Source organism: Pseudomonas sp. GM41(2012), from assembly GCF_000282315.2.
Taxonomy (GTDB): Bacteria; Pseudomonadota; Gammaproteobacteria; order Pseudomonadales; family Pseudomonadaceae; genus Aquipseudomonas.
On sequence record NZ_AKJN02000007.1, the window covers coordinates 376,198 to 393,260 of the forward strand.

The following is a 17,063-nucleotide window of genomic DNA, read 5'->3' on the forward strand; positions in this document are numbered from 1 at the left end:
GGGAATTCCCTACACTTCTGTTGAAGTGTCCCCGCTGGCCTGCCTTGAAAGGCTGCAGCGCTTTCCTCTACCGTAACCGCCTGTCTCTACTGTTACGGAAATGCCATGTCTTTGGCCTGCTCACGCTCCTTGTTTTTCATGGCTTTCATTGCAGGTGCCCTGGTCCTGGGCGTGTCTTATTACCTGGAATATGCGGTCGGCCTCAAGCCTTGCGGGTTGTGCCTGTTGCAGCGCTTTTGCCTCGCGTTGCTCACGGGTATTTGCCTGGTGGCTTCGGTGCATGGGCCGGGCCGCTTCGGGTCTTTCCTGTATTGGATGCTCGGGCTATTTTGCAGTCTGGCGGGTACGGTCACGGCGTGGCGGCAGGTTTTGCTGCAGAGCGATCCAACGCATCGGCTGATGACGTGCCCGCCTGATCTGGCTGTTCAGTACGAGGACATGCCCTGGTTTTGCCAAGTGACGCAGATGTTTAAAGGGGAGGCAGAGTGCGCGGAGATTTCCTGGACACTGTTCGACCTGAGCATTCCTGAGTGGAGCCTGCTGCTCTTCATGGCGATGACGATTTTAGGTATTTACCAGTTGCTGCGACTTGTCTGGAAAGCCTGTCTGCGACCGCTCAGCGGCGGTTCGTCGCACCGGGCGCTGGCAGGTGATTAAACACTTGTATGAACTTTATCTCCTGCGTACCTTGAAGCCATTGTCGCGCGGGCATAATCTGGCCCGCACGTGTCATTGGAATTGTGTTGCTCGAATGACGCTCTGCCTGGCCGATACTTGACCTTCAAGTGTGGCGACGGGTGTAGGGCAGCATGACCCACAAGGGAAGAGAGATCACCATGCTCGAAAGTTGTCAGAATGCTCAGGAACGTTGGGGTGGAGTGCATCTGCTGATCGATCGCTGGTTGCAGGAGCGTCACGAACTGGTTCGGGCCTATGATGCTCTCGGCGCCAAGCCTGAGGCACTGGGTGAGAACCGTAAGCCGTTGCAGGAATTCTGCGGCGTGCTGGTCGATTACGTGTCTGCCGGGCACTTCGAGATCTACGAACAGCTGACCGGCGAAGCCAAAGCGTTTGGTGACACTCGCGGGCTCGAGCTGGCCGAGACCATCTACCCTCGCATCGACGTCATCACCGAGAAGCTGCTCGCGTTCAACGACCTGTGTGATGCAGGTCAATGCGTGGCAGAGAAATTCAAAGAGTTGGGTGGCCTGTTGCACGAGCGCTTCGAACTGGAAGACTGCCTGATCGAAGTGCTGCACACCGCTCACAAGGAAGAGGACCCGGTTCAGGCCTGAACCCCCTTCCTGCAAGACCTCCAAAAACGGTGCGCTATGCGCGCCGTTTTTCGTTTCCGGTATTCAGCCTGTGGCACCGCGCAGTTCGACTTCGAATACCAGGGGTGTGAACGGCGCAATCAGGTCGCCGGCACCCTCGGCGCCATAGGCTTCGGCCGATGGAATCACCAGGCGCCATTTCGCACCGACCGGCATTTGCTGCAACGCGCTGCGCCAGCCGCTGATCACGCTGTCGAGACTGAACCACTGCGGCTGACTGTTCTGATCGAACACCGTGCCGTCGGGAAGGCGACCGATATACAGCACCTGGACTTTGCCGTTGGGGCCAGCTTTGGCACCCGCGCCTGGCGCCAACTCCGTTAGCAATATTCCATCGGCCAGCTCACGAACGCCCGGTCTGGCTTTTTCCTCGGCGAGAAAAGCCTGCTCTTTTTCGAGTGCGATTTCGCTTTGCGGCGTGCTCGGTTGCAAGGCGACCTGGGCTTCGTGCTCGGCAAGAATCTGTTCGATCTGCTCATCTTTCAGCGCCAGGGGTTTGCCTTGATAAGCTTGTTGCAAGCCTTGGATCAGCGCCTGAAGTTGCAGATCGGGAACCTCCTGGCGCAGGCGTTCGCCGAGGCTTGCGCCCAGGCTGTAAGAGAGATCATGAGTGTCATTTTCTTTGGTTTTTTCGGCGGCCTGGGCCACGGAAAAAAACACGCACAGTGATAAAAAAAGGTAGCGCGACATGGGCACTCTCCGACCTGAGATGCGGGGGATTATGCCAGTGTGAATGCGCTCGACGGTGAACTGGTTTTGCGCAAGCGCAGAAGAATTTCAATCCGTTGCAACGTCGCGCTTTGGATACTGTCAACATGCCCTAGCGGCGGTAGCAGCAGAGGTCTAGTATGAGCCGCACCCACGTCAGCCAGGAGGTAAACCATGTCGGCCACCAAGAAGCCTGTAAATACTCCGTTGCACTTACTCCAACAACTCTCGGGCAGCTTGCTCGAGCACCTGGAAAACGCTTGCTCCCAAGCCTTGGCTGATGCTGAAAAACTGCTCGCCAAACTGGAAAAGCAACGCGGAAAAGCGCAAGAAAAACTGCACAAGTCCCGTACCAAATTGCAGGACGCTGCGGCGGCCGGCAAGGCCAAGGCACAAGCCAAAGCCAAGGGTGCGGTGAAGGAGCTTGAGGACTTGCTCGATGCGCTCAAGGATCGTCAATCCGAAACTCGCAGCTACATTCTGCAACTCAAGCGCGATGCTCAAGAAAGCCTGAAACTGGCCCAGGGCGTCGGTCGTGTACAAGAGGCTGTCGGCAAGGCGTTGTCCCTGCGTTCGGCCAAGCCTGCTGCGGCTCCTGCCAAGAAAGCCGCTGCCAAACCGGCTGCTGCAAAAGCACCGGCCAAGCCTGCTGCCAAACCGGCCGCCAAAGCACCGGTGAAAGCCGCAGCAAAACCAGCAGCAAAACCTGCAGCGAGAAAACCAGTCGCTGCCAGCGCTGCGAAACCGGCTGCTAAAACGACGGCTGCCAAGCCTGCTGCCGCCAAGCCAGCCACTGCAAAAACGGCTGCTGCAAAACCAGCCGTGGCGAAAACTGCCGCAGCAAAACCAGCAGCCAAACCAGCAGCAAAAACGGCCGCTAAACCTGCAGCCAAACCCGCTGCCAAAACTGCTGCGGCGAAACCTGCGGCCAAGCCGGCTGCCAAACCTGTCGCGGCTAAAGCTGCTGCAAAACCAGCCGCTAAGCCGGCGGTAAAAGCTGCTGCAAAACCGGCGGCTAAAGCTGCTGCAAAACCAGCTGCAAAACCGGCGGTAAAAGCTGCTGCAAAACCAGCCGCTAAGCCGGCGGTAAAAGCTGCTGCAAAACCAGCCGCTAAACCAGCTGCAAAACCTGCTGCGGCTAAACCTGCCGCTGCTGCCAAGCCGGCCACCGCCAGCGCTGCAAAACCTGCTGCAGCCAAACCCGCTGCCAAGCCTGTTGCCGCCAAGCCGGCCGCCGCGCCAGTTGCCAAGCCAGCCAACCCGGTTCCGGCGGCAACGTCTGCTTTAGCAGCAGCCACATCGACAACGCCGCAAGCGCCAACGCCGGCCGCCGCGTCGATCGCAGCAACCCCCCCAACCAGCGCTTCCTAAGTGCCGGTTGCCGCGACGCGCAGCTGATGCAGCGCGTCGCGGTCCAGGTGGACGGCGCCTGCCGTCACACCTTCCAGCCAGGCCGATAGATCGGTCGCGTCACCCTGCGGCCAACTTTGCGCCGTTCTCTCCAGTCGCACCAACAGATGTCGCTCGGCTTCCAGTTCGAGTGCCTTCACTTGCTCGCGCAAGGCATTCAGTTCGCCATCGACTTCGGCGACGACTTTCCAATTCACCCGCAAGGCTCGCAGCGGGCGCACCACCTCTGCGTCCCACGGCTCGGCCACGCTACGCAGTTGCTGCAATCGGTGTTCGTTACAGGTGACGCCACGTTCTCCCAGCCACAGCCCGCAGAGCAGCAAGCACACATTGATATCCGCCGACTGCAATTGCAGGCATGCGGGTTCAACGCCGGGACGGGCGTAAGTACTAAGGGAAAAGCTCCACAGGTCAGAGGACATAGTGCTACTCGCGCCAGTTGCGAGCGAAGCTGGTAGACTCCGCCGCCATTATGATTCGACTTCAGAACCTGACTTTACAGCGTGGCCCGCAACGTCTGCTAGAAGACGCCGAGCTGACCCTGCACGCCGGCCACAAAGCCGGCCTCATCGGTGCCAACGGCGCCGGCAAATCGAGCCTGTTCGCCTTGCTTCTGGGTGACCTGCACCCGGACTCGGGTGATTGCTTCTTGCCGGCGGACTGGCGCATCGCCCACATGCGCCAGGAGATCGACACCCTCGATCGGGTGGCGGTCGACTATGTGCTCGATGGCGACCTGCGCCTGCGCGAGGTGCAACGCGACCTCGCGGCAGCCGAAGCGGCCCATGACGGTACCGCTCAGGCCCGCCTGCACTCGGAACTCGACAGCGCCGACGGTTACACCGCCGACGCCCGGGCCCGCAAGTTGCTGGCCGGCCTTGGGTTCACCAATGAACAGATGGATCGCCAGGTAGGAGATTTCTCTGGTGGTTGGCGGATGCGTCTGAACCTGGCGCAGGCTTTGATGTGTCCCTCGGACTTGTTGTTGCTCGACGAACCGACCAACCACTTGGACCTCGACGCCATCATCTGGCTCGAAGAATGGCTCAAAAGCTATCCCGGCACCTTGATGCTGATTTCCCACGACCGGGACTTCCTCGATGCCGTGGTCGATCACGTGGCCCACGTCGATCAGCGCAAGATCACCCTGTATCGCGGTGGTTACAGCGCCTTCGAACGCGCTCGCGCCGAACGTCTGGCCCAGCAACAGCAGGCCTACGAGAAGCAGCAGGCGCAACGTGCGCACATGGAAAGCTACATCGCCCGCTTCAAGGCCCAGGCCACCAAGGCCCGTCAGGCCCAGAGCCGGATCAAGGCGCTGGAGCGGATGGAAGAACTGTCCGCCGCCCACGTCGATTCGCCATTCGATTTCGTTTTCCGCGAATCAGTGAAAATCTCCAGCCCGTTGATTGACCTCTCCGACGCCCGACTGGGTTACGGCGAGCGAGCCGTGCTGGAGAAGGTCAAGCTGCAACTGATCCCCGGTGCGCGGATCGGTTTGCTTGGCCCGAACGGTGCCGGTAAATCGACCCTGATCAAAAACCTTGCCGGTGAACTCGAGCCGTTGTCCGGCCGTCTGACCCGTGGCGAGAACACCGTCGTTGGCTACTTCGCCCAACATCAGCTGGACTCGCTCGACTCCAAGGCCAGCCCGCTGCTGCACATGCAGCGCCTGGCGCCGACCGAGCGCGAGCAGACGCTGCGCGACTTCCTCGGTGGTTTCGACTTCCGCGGCGCGCGTATCGATGAGCCGGTGCTGAATTTCTCCGGTGGCGAAAAGGCCCGCCTGGCGCTGGCGTTGATCGCCTGGGGCCGGCCGAACCTGTTGCTGCTCGACGAACCGACCAACCACCTGGACCTGGAAATGCGCCTGGCGCTGACCATGGCCCTGCAGGAATTCAGTGGCGCGGTACTGGTAGTCTCCCACGATCGCCATTTGCTCAAAAGCACCACCGACAATTTCTATCTGGTGGCGGACGGCAAGGTCGAGGAGTTCGACGGCGACCTGGAAGACTACACCCGTTGGCTGGTGGACTACCGTCAGCGCAACGCCCCGGTCAGCACTACACCGGTCAATCCGGACAAGACCGACAAGAAGGCCCAGCGCCAGGCGGCGGCCGCGTTGCGTCAGCAACTTGCACCGCACAAGCGCGAGGCTGACAAGCTCGAAGCTGAGCTTGGCAAGCTGCACGAGAAACTGGCGAAGATCGATACCAGCCTCGGCGACAGCGACATTTACGAGCCTGCGCGCAAGAACGACTTGCGTGATCTGCTGGCCGAACAGGCCAAGCTGAAGGTCCGTGAAGCCGAGCTGGAAGAAGCCTGGATGGAAGCGCTGGAATTGCTTGAAAGCATGCAGGCGGAGCTGGAGGCTCTGTCTTGATGGAAGCTTTCAAGCTGCCATTGTCTGCCGTGTGGATTGAGCCTCTGTGGCTCTTTGGGCAAATCCTGCTGATCTTGTTGGCGGGCTACATCGCTCAGCGCTTCGTGGCCAAGTGCCTGACGCGTCTGGGCGAGCGCTATCCGTTGCCGCCGCAGTTGCTGATGCCGCTGCGTGGTGGTTTGCGCTGGCTGATCATGGGCAGCGCGCTGATCTTCGTCCTGGAACGCCTCGGCGTTTCGGCGACGGTGCTCTGGACCGCGTTGTCCGGGTTTGTCGCGGTAGCGGCAGTGGCGTTCTTCGCCATGTGGAGTGTGCTCTCGAATCTGTTGTGCGCAATCCTGATCTTCACCGTCGGCCCATTTCGGATCGGTGATGTGGTCGAGTTGGTGGACACCACCGACAAGCCCGGCGTCAAAGGCCGGGTCGTTGCGATCAACCTGCTCTACACCACGCTGATCGAAGCCGAAGAACTCGGCACCGGCAGCGCCATGGTGCAAGTGCCCAACAGCCTGTTCTTCCAGCGCTCGGTTCGACGCTGGCGCGGTACGGATGTGTTTCCGTCCAATGGGTTCGAAAAATAGTCGTTACCTCTTGCATAGAGGTTGTCTGATAAATCGTCATCGCGAGCAGGCCCTATAGCTGTAAACGCTGGTCGGCTTCAACTCTGTCCTGCAAAAAATCGGTAGTCATCGGCCCAAAGCCGCATTAGCTTAGACGTCTGTCACGAGTCTGAGTCGAGGTGTGCGATGGTGCTTCAAACATGGCTGGCGTTTTTTGCCGCCTGCTGGGTGATCAGTCTGTCTCCCGGTGCCGGCGCCATTGCGTCGATGTCCAGCGGTCTGCGATACGGTTTCTGGCGCGGTTATTGGAACGCCCTGGGCCTGCAACTGGGTCTGGCGTTACAGATTGCGATTGTCGCCGCCGGTGTCGGTGCAATCCTCGCGGCTTCGGCCACCGCTTTCTATGCGATCAAATGGTTTGGTGTGGCCTATCTGGTCTACCTGGCGGTCAAGCAATGGCGCGCGCTACCGCATGATATGAGCGACGACGCGGCTGTCCGGCAAATCGGCAAGCCGATGGCGCTGGTGTTCCGGGGTTTCCTGGTGAACGTCAGCAACCCCAAGGCGTTGGTGTTCATGCTCGCGGTGCTGCCGCAATTCATTGATCCGCATGCGCCGCTGGTGGCGCAGTACCTGATCCTTGGTGTGACCATGATCTGCGTCGACCTGATCGTCATGGCCGGCTACACCGGACTTGCATCGAAGGTGCTGCGGATGTTGCGCACGCCCAAACAGCAGAGACGCATGAACCGCACGTTTGCCGGGCTGTTCATTGGTGCGGCGGCATTCATGGCGACCCTTCGCAAAGCCGTGGTGTAAAGCCGTCAGGCACAAAAAAGGCGACCCTTGGTGTCGCCTTTTTTGTTTCACGGATCAGCGCAGGATGACCGGCGCGGTATCCGGTGGCAGGTCATTGCGCGGCTCCGGTTGTCCTGACGGCTCATAACTTCCATCCCCGAGCTGTTCGCTCAATTGTCGAGCAACATCCTCGCCCAGAGACCGGGAAACTTCACGCACCACCCGCGGGCGGTTCAATGAAACGTGGATATCCCGGTCGTTCACCAGTTTGGTGTCCTGAGCCTCGCCCATGGCGGTAAAGGCTGACGTTATCTCGTAAGTCCTGGTGTTGATCAGGCTGAAGTCGGCCACCAAGGTCAGTGCCAGCACTGCCGAATAGCTGTCGGTATTGGCCAGCTCGTTCATGTCCTGGGTGAAGTCGATGTCCGACAGCGTGCCGAACAGCACGTAGTCGGCACCCTTGAAGTGGCCGGCCTTGATGCGTTCGATTACGTCATACACATCGCTTTTAGCGCTGGTGGTGTAGGGCGTGCCCTGAATCAGCTGGAACATCCCGGTCTTGAGCATCTGACCTTTGATGTCACCACTGAAACGCCTGATTTCGGTCTGTTCCAGATAGCTGTTCTGCGTCGTGTACTCGTCATAACTGGACGAGCCACTGGTGCCGTAATAGTCCTGCTGATGATTGTCCCGGGCCGAGATCACGTGAACGTATTGGTCCACGCTCGCTTCGTAAGCCAAGTCGGTCACCGCGATTTTTGGGGCTGCCTGGGCGCCAACGGCGCAAGCCAGAGCCATGATGCCAATCCATGCACGCATTGCTCAGCGCTCCGTGGTCTTGCGGATTTCTTTCTCGTCCATCCACTCCGCCAGCCCGCTTTCGACGTCGATCAATTGCAGGCTGAATTTGTAGAAGACGTCCTTGTAATCGTTGCTGCGCTTGACGATGGAGCTGATCGAGCCTTCCAGACGATATCGGGCGGCGATCATGTTGCCGGTTTTGGCCACGGTGCTTTTCTTGTACAGGCCGCTCTGGTTTTGCAGCTTGAGCTGATCAACCTGGCTTTGCATATCGGTGTTGTCGCTGGCAAAACGCGCGGTGCCGGAGTGCATCAGCTGCGTTTTGATCGACGTGGTGATTTCCCGGGTGTCGATGTACTCGCTGGTCTTGTTCATCACGTCGTACACCTGAACCACCGGGCGACCTTTCAGAACGCCGGACTGGGCCAGGGAACGGGTCATGCTTTGCGCGATCATCTGCAGGTCGGTCGAGCCGAACTCGTTGGTGACCAATTCCACGGCTTTCGGGTCGCCATAGCTGATGTTGCCACTGCCCAATACCGGCGAGCGGTTTTCGGCACAGCCACCGATCAGCAGCGCAGCCAGGGCAAGGAGCGAAACGCGTACAAACATGGGCAAGGTCTCAAGTGGTCGGTTCACGGCGTATTGATCTCCAGGCGGAAATCCACGGCTTGGGGCACGGGAGCGATGGCCGGCAGGAAGCTGGTCTGCTCGGCATACAGGGTCAGGCTTTTCCAGGTGTCGGCTTCGGCAACGGGAAAGCCTTCCGGTCCTAGCCAAAGATAGCGGTAATACAGCGTTCGGTTGTGGGTGTCGGTGTTGCTCAACTGCGTGTTGACTGTCAGGAAGCCGTTTTCCCTGGCCATGCGCATCGGGCCGATGGCCACGTTCTCGATCGGTCCGGTGGCCATGACTTTGCTGGCGGCACTGCCCGGTTCCGGCGCAGGTGGCGGGGAGGCGCAACCGGCCAACAGGGCCAGCGCGACAACGGCGAAGCATTTCAATCCCATGAAAATCTCCGTTCAGGGTTGGGCAGGGCTGATTGCAGCCTGCGGTGCAGGAAGGGTATCGAGCTGCAGGGCAACATCGGCGACGAATCGACGGTCACCCACCGCGCGTAGGCTGAAGGCTTGATGTGTCTGATCCAGCTTGAACCTGTCCGGTTCAGCGTCCGGCACGTTGGGCAGCGTCACTTGGTGCAGGCCTTTCTTGAGCCGCAGGCGGGCGACCAGTGTCTTGTCCGGCAACGTACGCCAGCCGCGGGTATCGGCATCCTCGCGTTGAAGCTGCTGCAGGAGCGTTTCCTCAAGCTTTTCGGGTCTGTGCTTTTTCAGATAGGCCAGGTATTCGACATTGGACCGGGCACGATGGAGCGTGCGCTGGATAATACCCGGCATGTCATCACGCAAGGTGCGACGCGACATATCACCAAAGCTGTTGAGCAATGTCAGCTTGTGTTTTTTGCCGTCCACCATGATGAAGTCCACCGGTGGCGTGGAGGTGTCGGGGACGAGGATCGGGAACGACATGTTGGTGATGTAGGTTTCACCTTCGACGTCCACCGAAATCGGCACGCGCACCGAGCTGCGCGCCGGCGCCAGGCCGGTTTGCACGATCAGCAGAACGTCGACCTCGCCCGCCTTCAACGGGGATTTGGCCAGGTTACGCAAGGCTTGTTCGAGCAGCGGCGTATTGGGGCGCAGCTCGATGGCCTGGCGATAGCCCGCCGCGGCGAGGTCTTTCTCGTTCAAAGATTCATAAATGAAGCCGGCGAGGTAATGGCTGAACGCACTCTGGTAGCTGTTCTTCAGCGCGATCACTTCGGGGGCGTCGAGGGTCGCTACCGGGTAGCCCTGAAGGTCCTGGAATTTCATCGCGGCCCCTTCTTCCTTCGCCTGGTTTTCCAGTTCCAGGTATTGCTTGTCACGTTTGTCGGCAATGGTTGCTTCGCGCTCGTGGGTTTTCTTGATCATGACGCGCGCCAGTTCCGTTTCAGAGCCGGAGAGCATCATCAGGGCCATTTGCGTGGTCAGGGCGACTCTCTCGAAATCGTAGCCATCGTATAAGCGCACCTTGTCGTTGGCGCTGTAACTGTTGAACTCGGTGAATTTTTTGAAGGGGACGAACATGGGCGAATTGTCCCACCCTTCGATCAACCGGTCGGCGTAGTCCCAATGTTGATAACTGTCGGGGACATTGCCGGAGAGGCGCAGCAATTCGCCTTTTTCAAAGTGGTAAAGCAAGTCGCCCGGGGGAATGGGATTGTTGCGGTCGAGTACGGCAACCGCACCGTCGAGCTGCCCGGCCTTGAAATACTCGAGTGTTTCTCCCAGCTCCGCGTTGTAGTCGCGCATGGTGGGGCAGCCGCTCAGTAGCAGGCACGTACTGAGTACAAACATGAAGCGCAGGCGGGTAGCCATTTGCTGTGTGTCTTCCTTGAAAATAAGCCGCCATGAGGCGGCAAATTATAGACTTGGATGATGGCACTTTGTTCCTCTACCTCAGCGGCCGTCGCAGACAAAGCTTGAGTGAAACGCATTGGGAGTGAACAATGTGTTACTTCGTATTTCCATTTGAGATTCATTCATGACTGCCCCGTCCCGTTTCCTGGCCTGGCTGATGTTGCCGTTGTTTGCCCTGTGCAGTTTCAACCTGCTGGCCGACACGGTTGAAGGCGCGCCACAAGCGCTGCATTTGCTCGATTACATCGGTGCGGATTACCCGGAAACGGTGCAAGCGGGCAAGGTCATCAATGAATCCGAATACCAAGAGCAGCTGGAATTTACCAAGGCGCTACAAGGCTTGATTGCCACGATGCCGCCCAAGCCAGAAAAAGCCGGACTGGAGCAGGGCGTCAGCACGCTGCGCAACGCCATTGCTGCGCGACAAGACGGCGCGGACGTCGCCCGTCAGGCACGGCAACTCGGCGCGAAGCTGGCGGTGACCTATGAAGTCAGCCAGGCGCCGATCATTACGCCGGATCCGACCCGTGGTGCGCCGCTGTACGCTCAGCATTGTTCGGTGTGCCACGGCGACGCGGGTGCCGGGGATGGCCCGGCGGGCGTTGGTTTGACGCCGCCGCCGTCCAATCTGCGTGATGCGGCGCGGCTGGATCACCTGAGCCTCTACGCGATCTACAGCACCCTGGGCCTCGGTGTCGAAGGCACCGACATGCCGGCCTTCGCCGATCAGCTGGACGATCGTCAGCGTTGGGACCTGGCAACCTACATCGCCAGCTTCAGCGACGATCCGGCTGCTGCAAAAGCCGAGAAGACCTACAACATTGCCGACCTGGCCCGTCAGACTCCCGCAGAAGTGCAGGTTGCCGAGGGGCCGCAAGCGGCGGCGACCTTCCGTGCGCAGCGGGCGCAACCGCCGCAGGTCAAGCGTGGCCCGGCACAGTTGCTCGACTACACCGCCGCGACCCTGGACAAGAGCCTCTTCGCCTACCGTGCCGGTGATCACGATCAGGCCTATGACCTGTCGGTGGCGGCGTATCTGGAGGGTTTCGAACTGGTCGAAAGTTCTCTGGATAACGTCAATGCCAACGTGCGCAAAGACACTGAGAAATCGCTGATGGCTTACCGTCAGTCGTTGCAGGACGGTTTGCCGGTGGCTCAGGTCCAGCAGCGTCTGGACGCGGCCAAGGCCAAATTGAAGGAATCTGCCGGCCTGCTGGGCAGCGATGGCTTGAGTTGGTCCCTGAGCTACATCTCCGGTTTGTTGATTCTGTTGCGCGAAGGCCTGGAAGCGATTCTGGTGTTGGCGGCAATCCTCGCGTTCCTGCGTAATACCGGCCAGCAATCAGCGGTGCGCAGCGTCAACGTCGGTTGGGGCTTGGCGCTGCTGGCCGGTCTGGGGACCTGGGCGCTGGCGGCGTACGTGATCGATGTCAGCGGCTCGCAACGGGAATTGCTGGAAGGTGCGACGGCGTTGTTCGCTGCGGTCATGGTGCTTTGGCTCGGCGTGTGGATGCATGATCGTCGTCACGCGGCGGCCTGGCAGGATTACATCAAGAGCAGCCTGGTAGGCGGCGGTGGTCGTTTCGGGTTTGCGACGCTGGCGTTCTTCTCGGTGTATCGCGAACTGTTTGAAGTGATTCTGTTCTACGAGACCCTGTGGTTGCAGGCAGGTCCGGCGGGCCATAACGCGGTACTGGCGGGTGGTGCGACGGCGTTGGTTTTGTTGGTGGGTCTGGCCTGGGTGATCCTGCGCGGTTCGGCGAAATTGCCGCTGTCGTTGTTCTTCAGTATCAACGCCGGTCTGTTGTGTGCGTTGTCGGTGGTGTTTGCCGGGCATGGCGTGAAGGCGTTGCAGGAAGCCGGGATTTTCGGCACCCGGCCGGTGCCGTTCTTTGACTTCGACTGGCTGGGGATCCACGCTGACGCGTATTCGCTGAGTGCGCAGGCGGTGGCGATTATTGCGATCATCGTGCTGTATAGCCGTAGTCGGCTGGCGGAGAAGCGGCGGGTGCAGGTTTCTTAACAGCATTCGCTGCGCTCACAATCGCGGGCAAGTCGGACCGCCGCACCGCTTGCTCCTACAGGATTGCGTGCCTCTTGCGGCCGCGTATAGCCAGTAGGAGCAAGGCTTGCCCGCGATGCTTTTCAACAGAGGAAAACACAATGCGTGTCTGGATCGATGCTGACGCCTGCCCGCGGGCGGCCAAGGATCTGGTGGTGAAGTTCGCCCTCAAGCGCCAGTTCGAAGTGGTGCTGGTGGCCGGACAGCCGCAGATCAAACCGGGTTTGGCCCTGGTGAAGCTGATCGTGGTGCCAAGCGGTCCGGATGCCGCCGACGACTACCTGGTGGAATATGCGGTGCCGGGTGAGCTGGTGATCTGCAGCGATGTGCCGCTGGCCGACCGTCTGGTGAAAAAGGGCGTTGCGGCGCTGGATCCACGGGGTAAAGAGTTTGATGCGCAGAACATGGGCGATCGGTTGGCGGTGCGTAACCTGTTTGCCGATCTACGTGAGCAGGGGCAGATGAGCGGCGGGCCAGCGCCATTTGGTGAGCGTGAGAAGCAGGCGTTTGCCAATGCGCTGGACCGGATACTCACGCGGCTATCGCGCAAGTCTTAAGCATGACAGTTGTCCTTGTGGGAGCGAGCCTGCTCGCGATGGGGTCGGCACATCCAACATTGATGTTGACGGTTAGACCGCTATCGCGAGCAGGCTCACTCCCACACTGAGCACTCCCACACTGAGCTGTGTCAGGCGTCGTCTTCGTGGGTCAGTTCGAGGACGCGGTCTACCAGTTTGTTGATGCCCGAAGCCGCTTCACTGATGCTCTGCGCCAGCATGTACGCCGGGGTGCTGACCAGTTTGCGTGCTTTGTCTTCAACGATGTCAGTTACCGCGCAGTCGGCGTGTGTAGCGCCCATCTTGTTCATGGCGGCGGCAGTATCGGCGTCGTTGCCGATGGTGCAGGTCACGCCCGGTCCATATATCTTCGCCGCGAGTGCCGGCGAGATGCAGATCAGCCCGACTGGTTTACCAGCCTCGGCAAAGGCTTCAGCCAGCGCCAGTACTTCCGGTTGCACAGTGCAGCCGGCGCCTTCGACGGCGAAGTTCGACAGGTTCTTGGCCGCCCCGAAACCGCCCGGAACGATCAGCGCATCGAAGTCTTCCACGTCCGCTTCGCGGATATCCTTGATATTGCCCCGGGCGATCCGCGCCGATTCCACCAACACGTTGCGCGACTCGGGCATTTCTTCGCCGGTCAGGTGATTGATCACATGCAACTGCGTGATGTTCGGTGCGAAACACTGCACCTGAGCCCCCCGCTGGTCCAGACGCAGCAGGGTGATCACGCTTTCGTGGATCTCGGCGCCGTCGTACACGCCACAGCCGGACAGGATCACTGCAATTTTTTTGCTCATGGGCTTTTCTCCAGATTCATGGCGTTAAATGTCCACTAATTTGTCACTCGTTGCCATAGGGTTAATTCGCGGCTACACCTAGGATCTGTCCTCAAGATTCCGATCAGGACGCGTCATGGACTTCATTCTGTATGCGGTGCCGTTTTTCTTTGTGCTGATTGCCGCCGAACTGCTGGCCGACCGTTGGCGCGGGGTGAGCAATTATCGCGTGGCGGACGCGATCAACAGCATGAGCACCGGCGTGCTGTCGACCACCACCGGCCTGTTGACCAAAGGCGTCGGCCTGGTGACGTATGCGTTTGCCCTCAAGCACCTGGCGCTGGTCGAACTCTCGGCTGACAGCGTTTGGGTCTGGGTTTTCGCCTTCGTCCTCTACGACTTCTGCTACTACTGGCTGCATCGCATGGGCCATGAACGAAACATCCTCTGGGCGGCGCATTCGGTGCATCACCAGAGCGAGGACTACAACCTGTCCACGGCGCTGCGCCAGACCAGTACCGGCTTCCTGTTGAGCTGGATTTTCTATCTGCCGATGGCCGTGCTCGGCGTGCCGCTGCTGGTGTTCATAAGCGTCGCCTCGCTGAACTTGCTGTACCAATTCTGGGTGCATACCAAACACATTCCCAAGCTCGGCTGGTTCGAGTGGTTCTTTGTCACGCCGTCCAATCATCGCGCTCACCATGCACAGAACGCTCTCTACATGGATCGCAACTACGGCGGGGTGTTCATTATTTGGGACCGTCTATTTGGCTCGTTCCAGGAAGAGGACGATAACGAACCGGTGATTTTCGGCGTGACCACGCCGCTGGCGAGCTGGAATCCGTTGTGGGCGAACGTGCAGTTCTACGCGCAGCTGTGGGATGACGCGCGGCGTGCGCAAAGCCAATGGGACAAGCTGCGCATCTGGTTCATGCGCACCGGTTGGCGGCCGGCGGATGTGGCGGCCAGGTACCCGATGAACAAGCCCGACCTGAGTCAGTTCCGTAAATTCGAGGTGCCGCTGGACGGGCGTCAGCAGCTTTACGTCGTGTTGCAGTTCTGCGTCTACATCGCGTTGGGCAGCTACTTGATGAACCTGGAGCAGAGTTTGCCAACCGCCGCGCTGGTGCTCGGCTGGAGTGCCGTGGCGCTGGGTTTGTTTACGTTGGGCGTGGCCCTGGAGAATCGCCCGTGGGCGCTGAAGCTGGAGCTGCTGCGCCTGGCGTCGAATGTGCCGCTGGTGTGGCTGGCGCCGGTCGTTGGGCTGTGGCCGGCCAGCGCGGCAGGCTGGGTCGGCCTGCTGAGTTACAGCCTGCTCAGTGGTATTGGTCTCTACTGTTGCAGAAACCGTTTCACTCGACTGGCGTCGTAGGTTCGTTGGTTTTGGCTTGTTCAGCTTTCAAGGCCTGCTCGTCGGCGTAGATCTTCTTCGCCAGACGGGCGTTCTTGAGGCGACGGCGCAACCACAAGCAAAAGCCCAGTATCAGCAGGGCGCCAAGCACCCACAGCTCGTACTTCTTGACGCTGCCGAGCATGCCTTCGAGTACCGCACCGAAGTGATAGGCGGCGGCAGCCAGCGCCGCGGCCCAGATCGCCGCACCAATCCCGTTGAGCAGCAGATAACGTCCTGGCGGATAGCCCGACAGGCCGATCGCCACCGGCATCACCGTGCGCAGGCCATAGACAAAGCGGAAGCTCAGTACCCAGATGTCCGGGTGCCTGCGGATGTGTTCCAGCGCCCGGTCGCCCATCAATTGCCAGCGCGGTTTGCGCGCCAGCAACTTGCGGCCGTGCTTGCGCCCAAGGAAATACCACAGCTGATCGCCGGCATAACTGCCGAGGAACGCCACGATCATGACCACTTTGAGGTCCATGTATCCGCGGAACGCGAGGAAGCCGGCGAGCACCAGAATGGTTTCGCCTTCGAAAAACGTGCCGAGAAAGAGGGCGAAGTAGCCGAATTCCTGAAGAAATTGTTGGAGCATTGTCTGGATGCTGGCGAAATGAACGCGCAGCCTAACCCTTCGGGAACATTCATGAAAGTGTCCAAATGTGTCTCGACGTGAACATTTCCTACAAGGACAATGGAATGCGGCTACGTGACGCAGGGATGCACATAACTGTCATACGTTGGTCATAATGGCCGCTTATAACTGTCACGCTCGCCCGCCAGCGCGGGCTCAGGAGTCTGCCGTGAGCTTTACCCCCGCCAACCGTTTGTTTCCAGCAACCCGCCTGCGACGCAATCGTCGTGATGATTTTTCGCGTCGACTGGTCCGTGAAAACGTGCTGACCGTCGACGATCTGATCCTGCCGGTGTTCGTGCTGGACGGTGAAAACCGTCGCGAAGCGGTGGCGTCGATGCCGGGCGTCGAGCGCCTGACCATTGATCTGTTGCTTGAAGAAGCGGCCAAGTGGGTCGAGCTGGGGATTCCGGCACTGGCGTTGTTCCCGGTGACGCCGCCGGAGCTCAAGTCTCTGGACGCCGCCGAAGCCTGGAACCCCAACGGCATTGCCCAGCGCGCCACCCGCGCGTTGCGTGCGCAATTCCCTGAACTGGGTGTGATCACTGACGTCGCCCTGGACCCGTTCACCACTCATGGCCAGGACGGTATCCTCGACGAAGAAGGCTACGTGCAGAACGACATCACCGTCGACGCACTGGTCAAGCAGGCACTGTCCCACGCCGAAGCCGGCGCTCAGGTGGTGGCCCCGTCGGACATGATGGACGGTCGCATCCAGGCGATCCGCGAAGCGCTTGAGCTGGCCGATCACGTCAACGTGCGGATCATGGCCTACTCGGCGAAGTACGCCAGCGCCTATTACGGCCCGTTCCGCGATGCGGTCGGTTCGGCGCTGAACCTGGGCAAGGCCAACAAGGCCTCCTATCAGATGGACCCGGCCAACAGCAACGAAGCCCTGCACGAAGTGGCGGCGGACTTGTCAGAAGGCGCGGACATGGTCATGGTCAAGCCAGGCATGCCGTATCTGGACATCCTCTACCGAGTCAAAGAAGAATTTAAAGTGCCGACCTTTGTTTATCAGGTCAGCGGTGAATATGCCATGCACATGGCGGCGATCCAGAATGGCTGGTTGAGCGAAGGGGTTATCCTCGAATCCCTGACCGCTTTTAAACGTGCAGGCGCTGATGGCATCCTGACTTACTTTGCCGTCCGTGCTGCTCAATTGTTACGAGAGCAAAAATAGCC

At 59.8% G+C, this 17,063-nt stretch carries 18 protein-coding genes; 10 read left to right on the forward strand and 8 right to left on the reverse strand.

Annotation, left to right across the window (positions count from 1 at the left end; translation table 11 throughout):
• Window positions 1–105: 105 nt before the first annotated feature.
• Entirely contained in the window at window positions 106–657 is a 552-nt protein-coding gene (locus PMI27_RS12775; RefSeq protein ID WP_008150289.1) for a disulfide bond formation protein B, read from the forward strand.
• A 179-nt stretch (window positions 658–836) separates the two neighbouring features.
• Entirely contained in the window at window positions 837–1,295 is a 459-nt protein-coding gene (locus PMI27_RS12770; RefSeq protein WP_033053386.1) for an Rsd/AlgQ family anti-sigma factor, read from the forward strand.
• A gap of 63 nt (window positions 1,296–1,358) precedes the next feature.
• Here the strand turns inward: PMI27_RS12770 and PMI27_RS12765 are convergent, their stop codons facing one another.
• Window positions 1,359–2,024 carry an FKBP-type peptidyl-prolyl cis-trans isomerase gene (locus PMI27_RS12765; RefSeq protein ID WP_008150293.1) on the reverse strand — a complete coding sequence of 222 codons (666 nt, stop codon included), beginning with the start codon at window positions 2,022–2,024 and terminating at the stop codon, window positions 1,359–1,361.
• Between the two features lie 192 nt (window positions 2,025–2,216).
• On the opposite strand from PMI27_RS12765, the gene PMI27_RS12760 reads away from it, so the two are divergent.
• Window positions 2,217–3,413 carry an AlgP family protein gene (locus PMI27_RS12760; protein ID WP_008150295.1) on the forward strand — a complete coding sequence of 399 codons (1,197 nt, stop codon included), beginning with the start codon at window positions 2,217–2,219 and terminating at the stop codon, window positions 3,411–3,413.
• On the opposite strand, the gene PMI27_RS12755 is transcribed toward PMI27_RS12760, so the two are convergent.
• Entirely contained in the window at window positions 3,410–3,874 is a 465-nt protein-coding gene (locus tag PMI27_RS12755; RefSeq protein ID WP_008150296.1) for a TIGR02444 family protein, read from the reverse strand. The genes PMI27_RS12760 and PMI27_RS12755 overlap by 4 nt on opposite strands.
• 50 nt (window positions 3,875–3,924) lie before the next feature.
• On the opposite strand from PMI27_RS12755, the gene PMI27_RS12750 reads away from it, so the two are divergent.
• The 3 genes from PMI27_RS12750 to PMI27_RS12740 all read left to right on the forward strand — a co-directional run bounded on the left by PMI27_RS12750 (window position 3,925) and on the right by PMI27_RS12740 (window position 7,214).
• Window positions 3,925–5,835 carry an ATP-binding cassette domain-containing protein gene (locus PMI27_RS12750; RefSeq protein ID WP_008150298.1) on the forward strand — a complete coding sequence of 637 codons (1,911 nt, stop codon included), beginning with the start codon at window positions 3,925–3,927 and terminating at the stop codon, window positions 5,833–5,835.
• Window positions 5,835–6,416 carry a mechanosensitive ion channel family protein gene (locus tag PMI27_RS12745; protein WP_008150300.1) on the forward strand — a complete coding sequence of 194 codons (582 nt, stop codon included), beginning with the start codon at window positions 5,835–5,837 and terminating at the stop codon, window positions 6,414–6,416. Before PMI27_RS12750 ends, PMI27_RS12745 begins: the two co-directional genes overlap by 1 nt.
• 165 nt (window positions 6,417–6,581) lie before the next feature.
• Window positions 6,582–7,214, forward strand: a complete 633-nt coding sequence (locus tag PMI27_RS12740) for a LysE family transporter (RefSeq protein WP_008150302.1) — start codon at window positions 6,582–6,584, stop codon at window positions 7,212–7,214.
• A 54-nt stretch (window positions 7,215–7,268) separates the two neighbouring features.
• Here PMI27_RS12740 and PMI27_RS12735 read toward each other — a convergent pair whose 3' ends face one another.
• The 4 genes from PMI27_RS12735 to PMI27_RS12720 are packed head-to-tail and all read right to left on the reverse strand — an operon-like array spanning window position 7,269 to window position 10,414.
• Window positions 7,269–8,012, reverse strand: a complete 744-nt coding sequence (locus tag PMI27_RS12735) for a hypothetical protein (protein ID WP_008150303.1) — start codon at window positions 8,010–8,012, stop codon at window positions 7,269–7,271.
• Between the two features lie 3 nt (window positions 8,013–8,015).
• Window positions 8,016–8,606, reverse strand: coding sequence for a penicillin-binding protein activator LpoB (lpoB, locus tag PMI27_RS12730; protein WP_008150305.1), 591 nt, complete (start codon window positions 8,604–8,606; stop codon window positions 8,016–8,018).
• A gap of 23 nt (window positions 8,607–8,629) precedes the next feature.
• Window positions 8,630–9,004: a YcfL family protein gene (locus PMI27_RS12725; RefSeq protein WP_008150307.1), complete on the reverse strand. Its 375-nt coding sequence runs from the start codon at window positions 9,002–9,004 to the stop codon at window positions 8,630–8,632.
• A 12-nt stretch (window positions 9,005–9,016) separates the two neighbouring features.
• Window positions 9,017–10,414: a COG3014 family protein gene (locus PMI27_RS12720; protein ID WP_008150309.1), complete on the reverse strand. Its 1,398-nt coding sequence runs from the start codon at window positions 10,412–10,414 to the stop codon at window positions 9,017–9,019.
• Between the two features lie 166 nt (window positions 10,415–10,580).
• Between PMI27_RS12720 and PMI27_RS12715 the strand changes: the two genes are divergently transcribed.
• Together PMI27_RS12715 and PMI27_RS12710 are read left to right on the forward strand one after the other, a co-directional pair.
• The gene (locus PMI27_RS12715) at window positions 10,581–12,479 is read left to right on the forward strand and encodes a cytochrome c/FTR1 family iron permease (protein WP_008150311.1); all 1,899 of its coding nucleotides are present in this window, start codon (window positions 10,581–10,583) and stop codon (window positions 12,477–12,479) included.
• A gap of 140 nt (window positions 12,480–12,619) precedes the next feature.
• On the forward strand, window positions 12,620–13,075 hold the full coding sequence (locus PMI27_RS12710) for a YaiI/YqxD family protein (protein ID WP_008150314.1): 456 nt from the start codon (window positions 12,620–12,622) through the stop codon (window positions 13,073–13,075).
• Between the two features lie 131 nt (window positions 13,076–13,206).
• Here the strand turns inward: PMI27_RS12710 and elbB are convergent, their stop codons facing one another.
• Entirely contained in the window at window positions 13,207–13,875 is a 669-nt protein-coding gene (gene elbB, locus PMI27_RS12705) for an isoprenoid biosynthesis glyoxalase ElbB (protein WP_008150316.1), read from the reverse strand.
• Between the two features lie 115 nt (window positions 13,876–13,990).
• Between elbB and PMI27_RS12700 the strand changes: the two genes are divergently transcribed.
• Window positions 13,991–15,226: a sterol desaturase family protein gene (locus PMI27_RS12700; RefSeq protein WP_008150318.1), complete on the forward strand. Its 1,236-nt coding sequence runs from the start codon at window positions 13,991–13,993 to the stop codon at window positions 15,224–15,226.
• On the opposite strand, the gene PMI27_RS12695 is transcribed toward PMI27_RS12700, so the two are convergent.
• Window positions 15,207–15,839: a DedA family protein gene (locus PMI27_RS12695; protein ID WP_008150321.1), complete on the reverse strand. Its 633-nt coding sequence runs from the start codon at window positions 15,837–15,839 to the stop codon at window positions 15,207–15,209. The two genes, PMI27_RS12700 and PMI27_RS12695, sit on opposite strands and share 20 nt — an antisense overlap.
• A 208-nt stretch (window positions 15,840–16,047) precedes the next feature.
• Between PMI27_RS12695 and hemB the strand changes: the two genes are divergently transcribed.
• Complete coding sequence (hemB, locus tag PMI27_RS12690; protein ID WP_008150323.1) at window positions 16,048–17,061, forward strand: porphobilinogen synthase; 1,014 nt, start codon at window positions 16,048–16,050, stop codon at window positions 17,059–17,061.
• Window positions 17,062–17,063 lie beyond the last annotated feature (2 nt).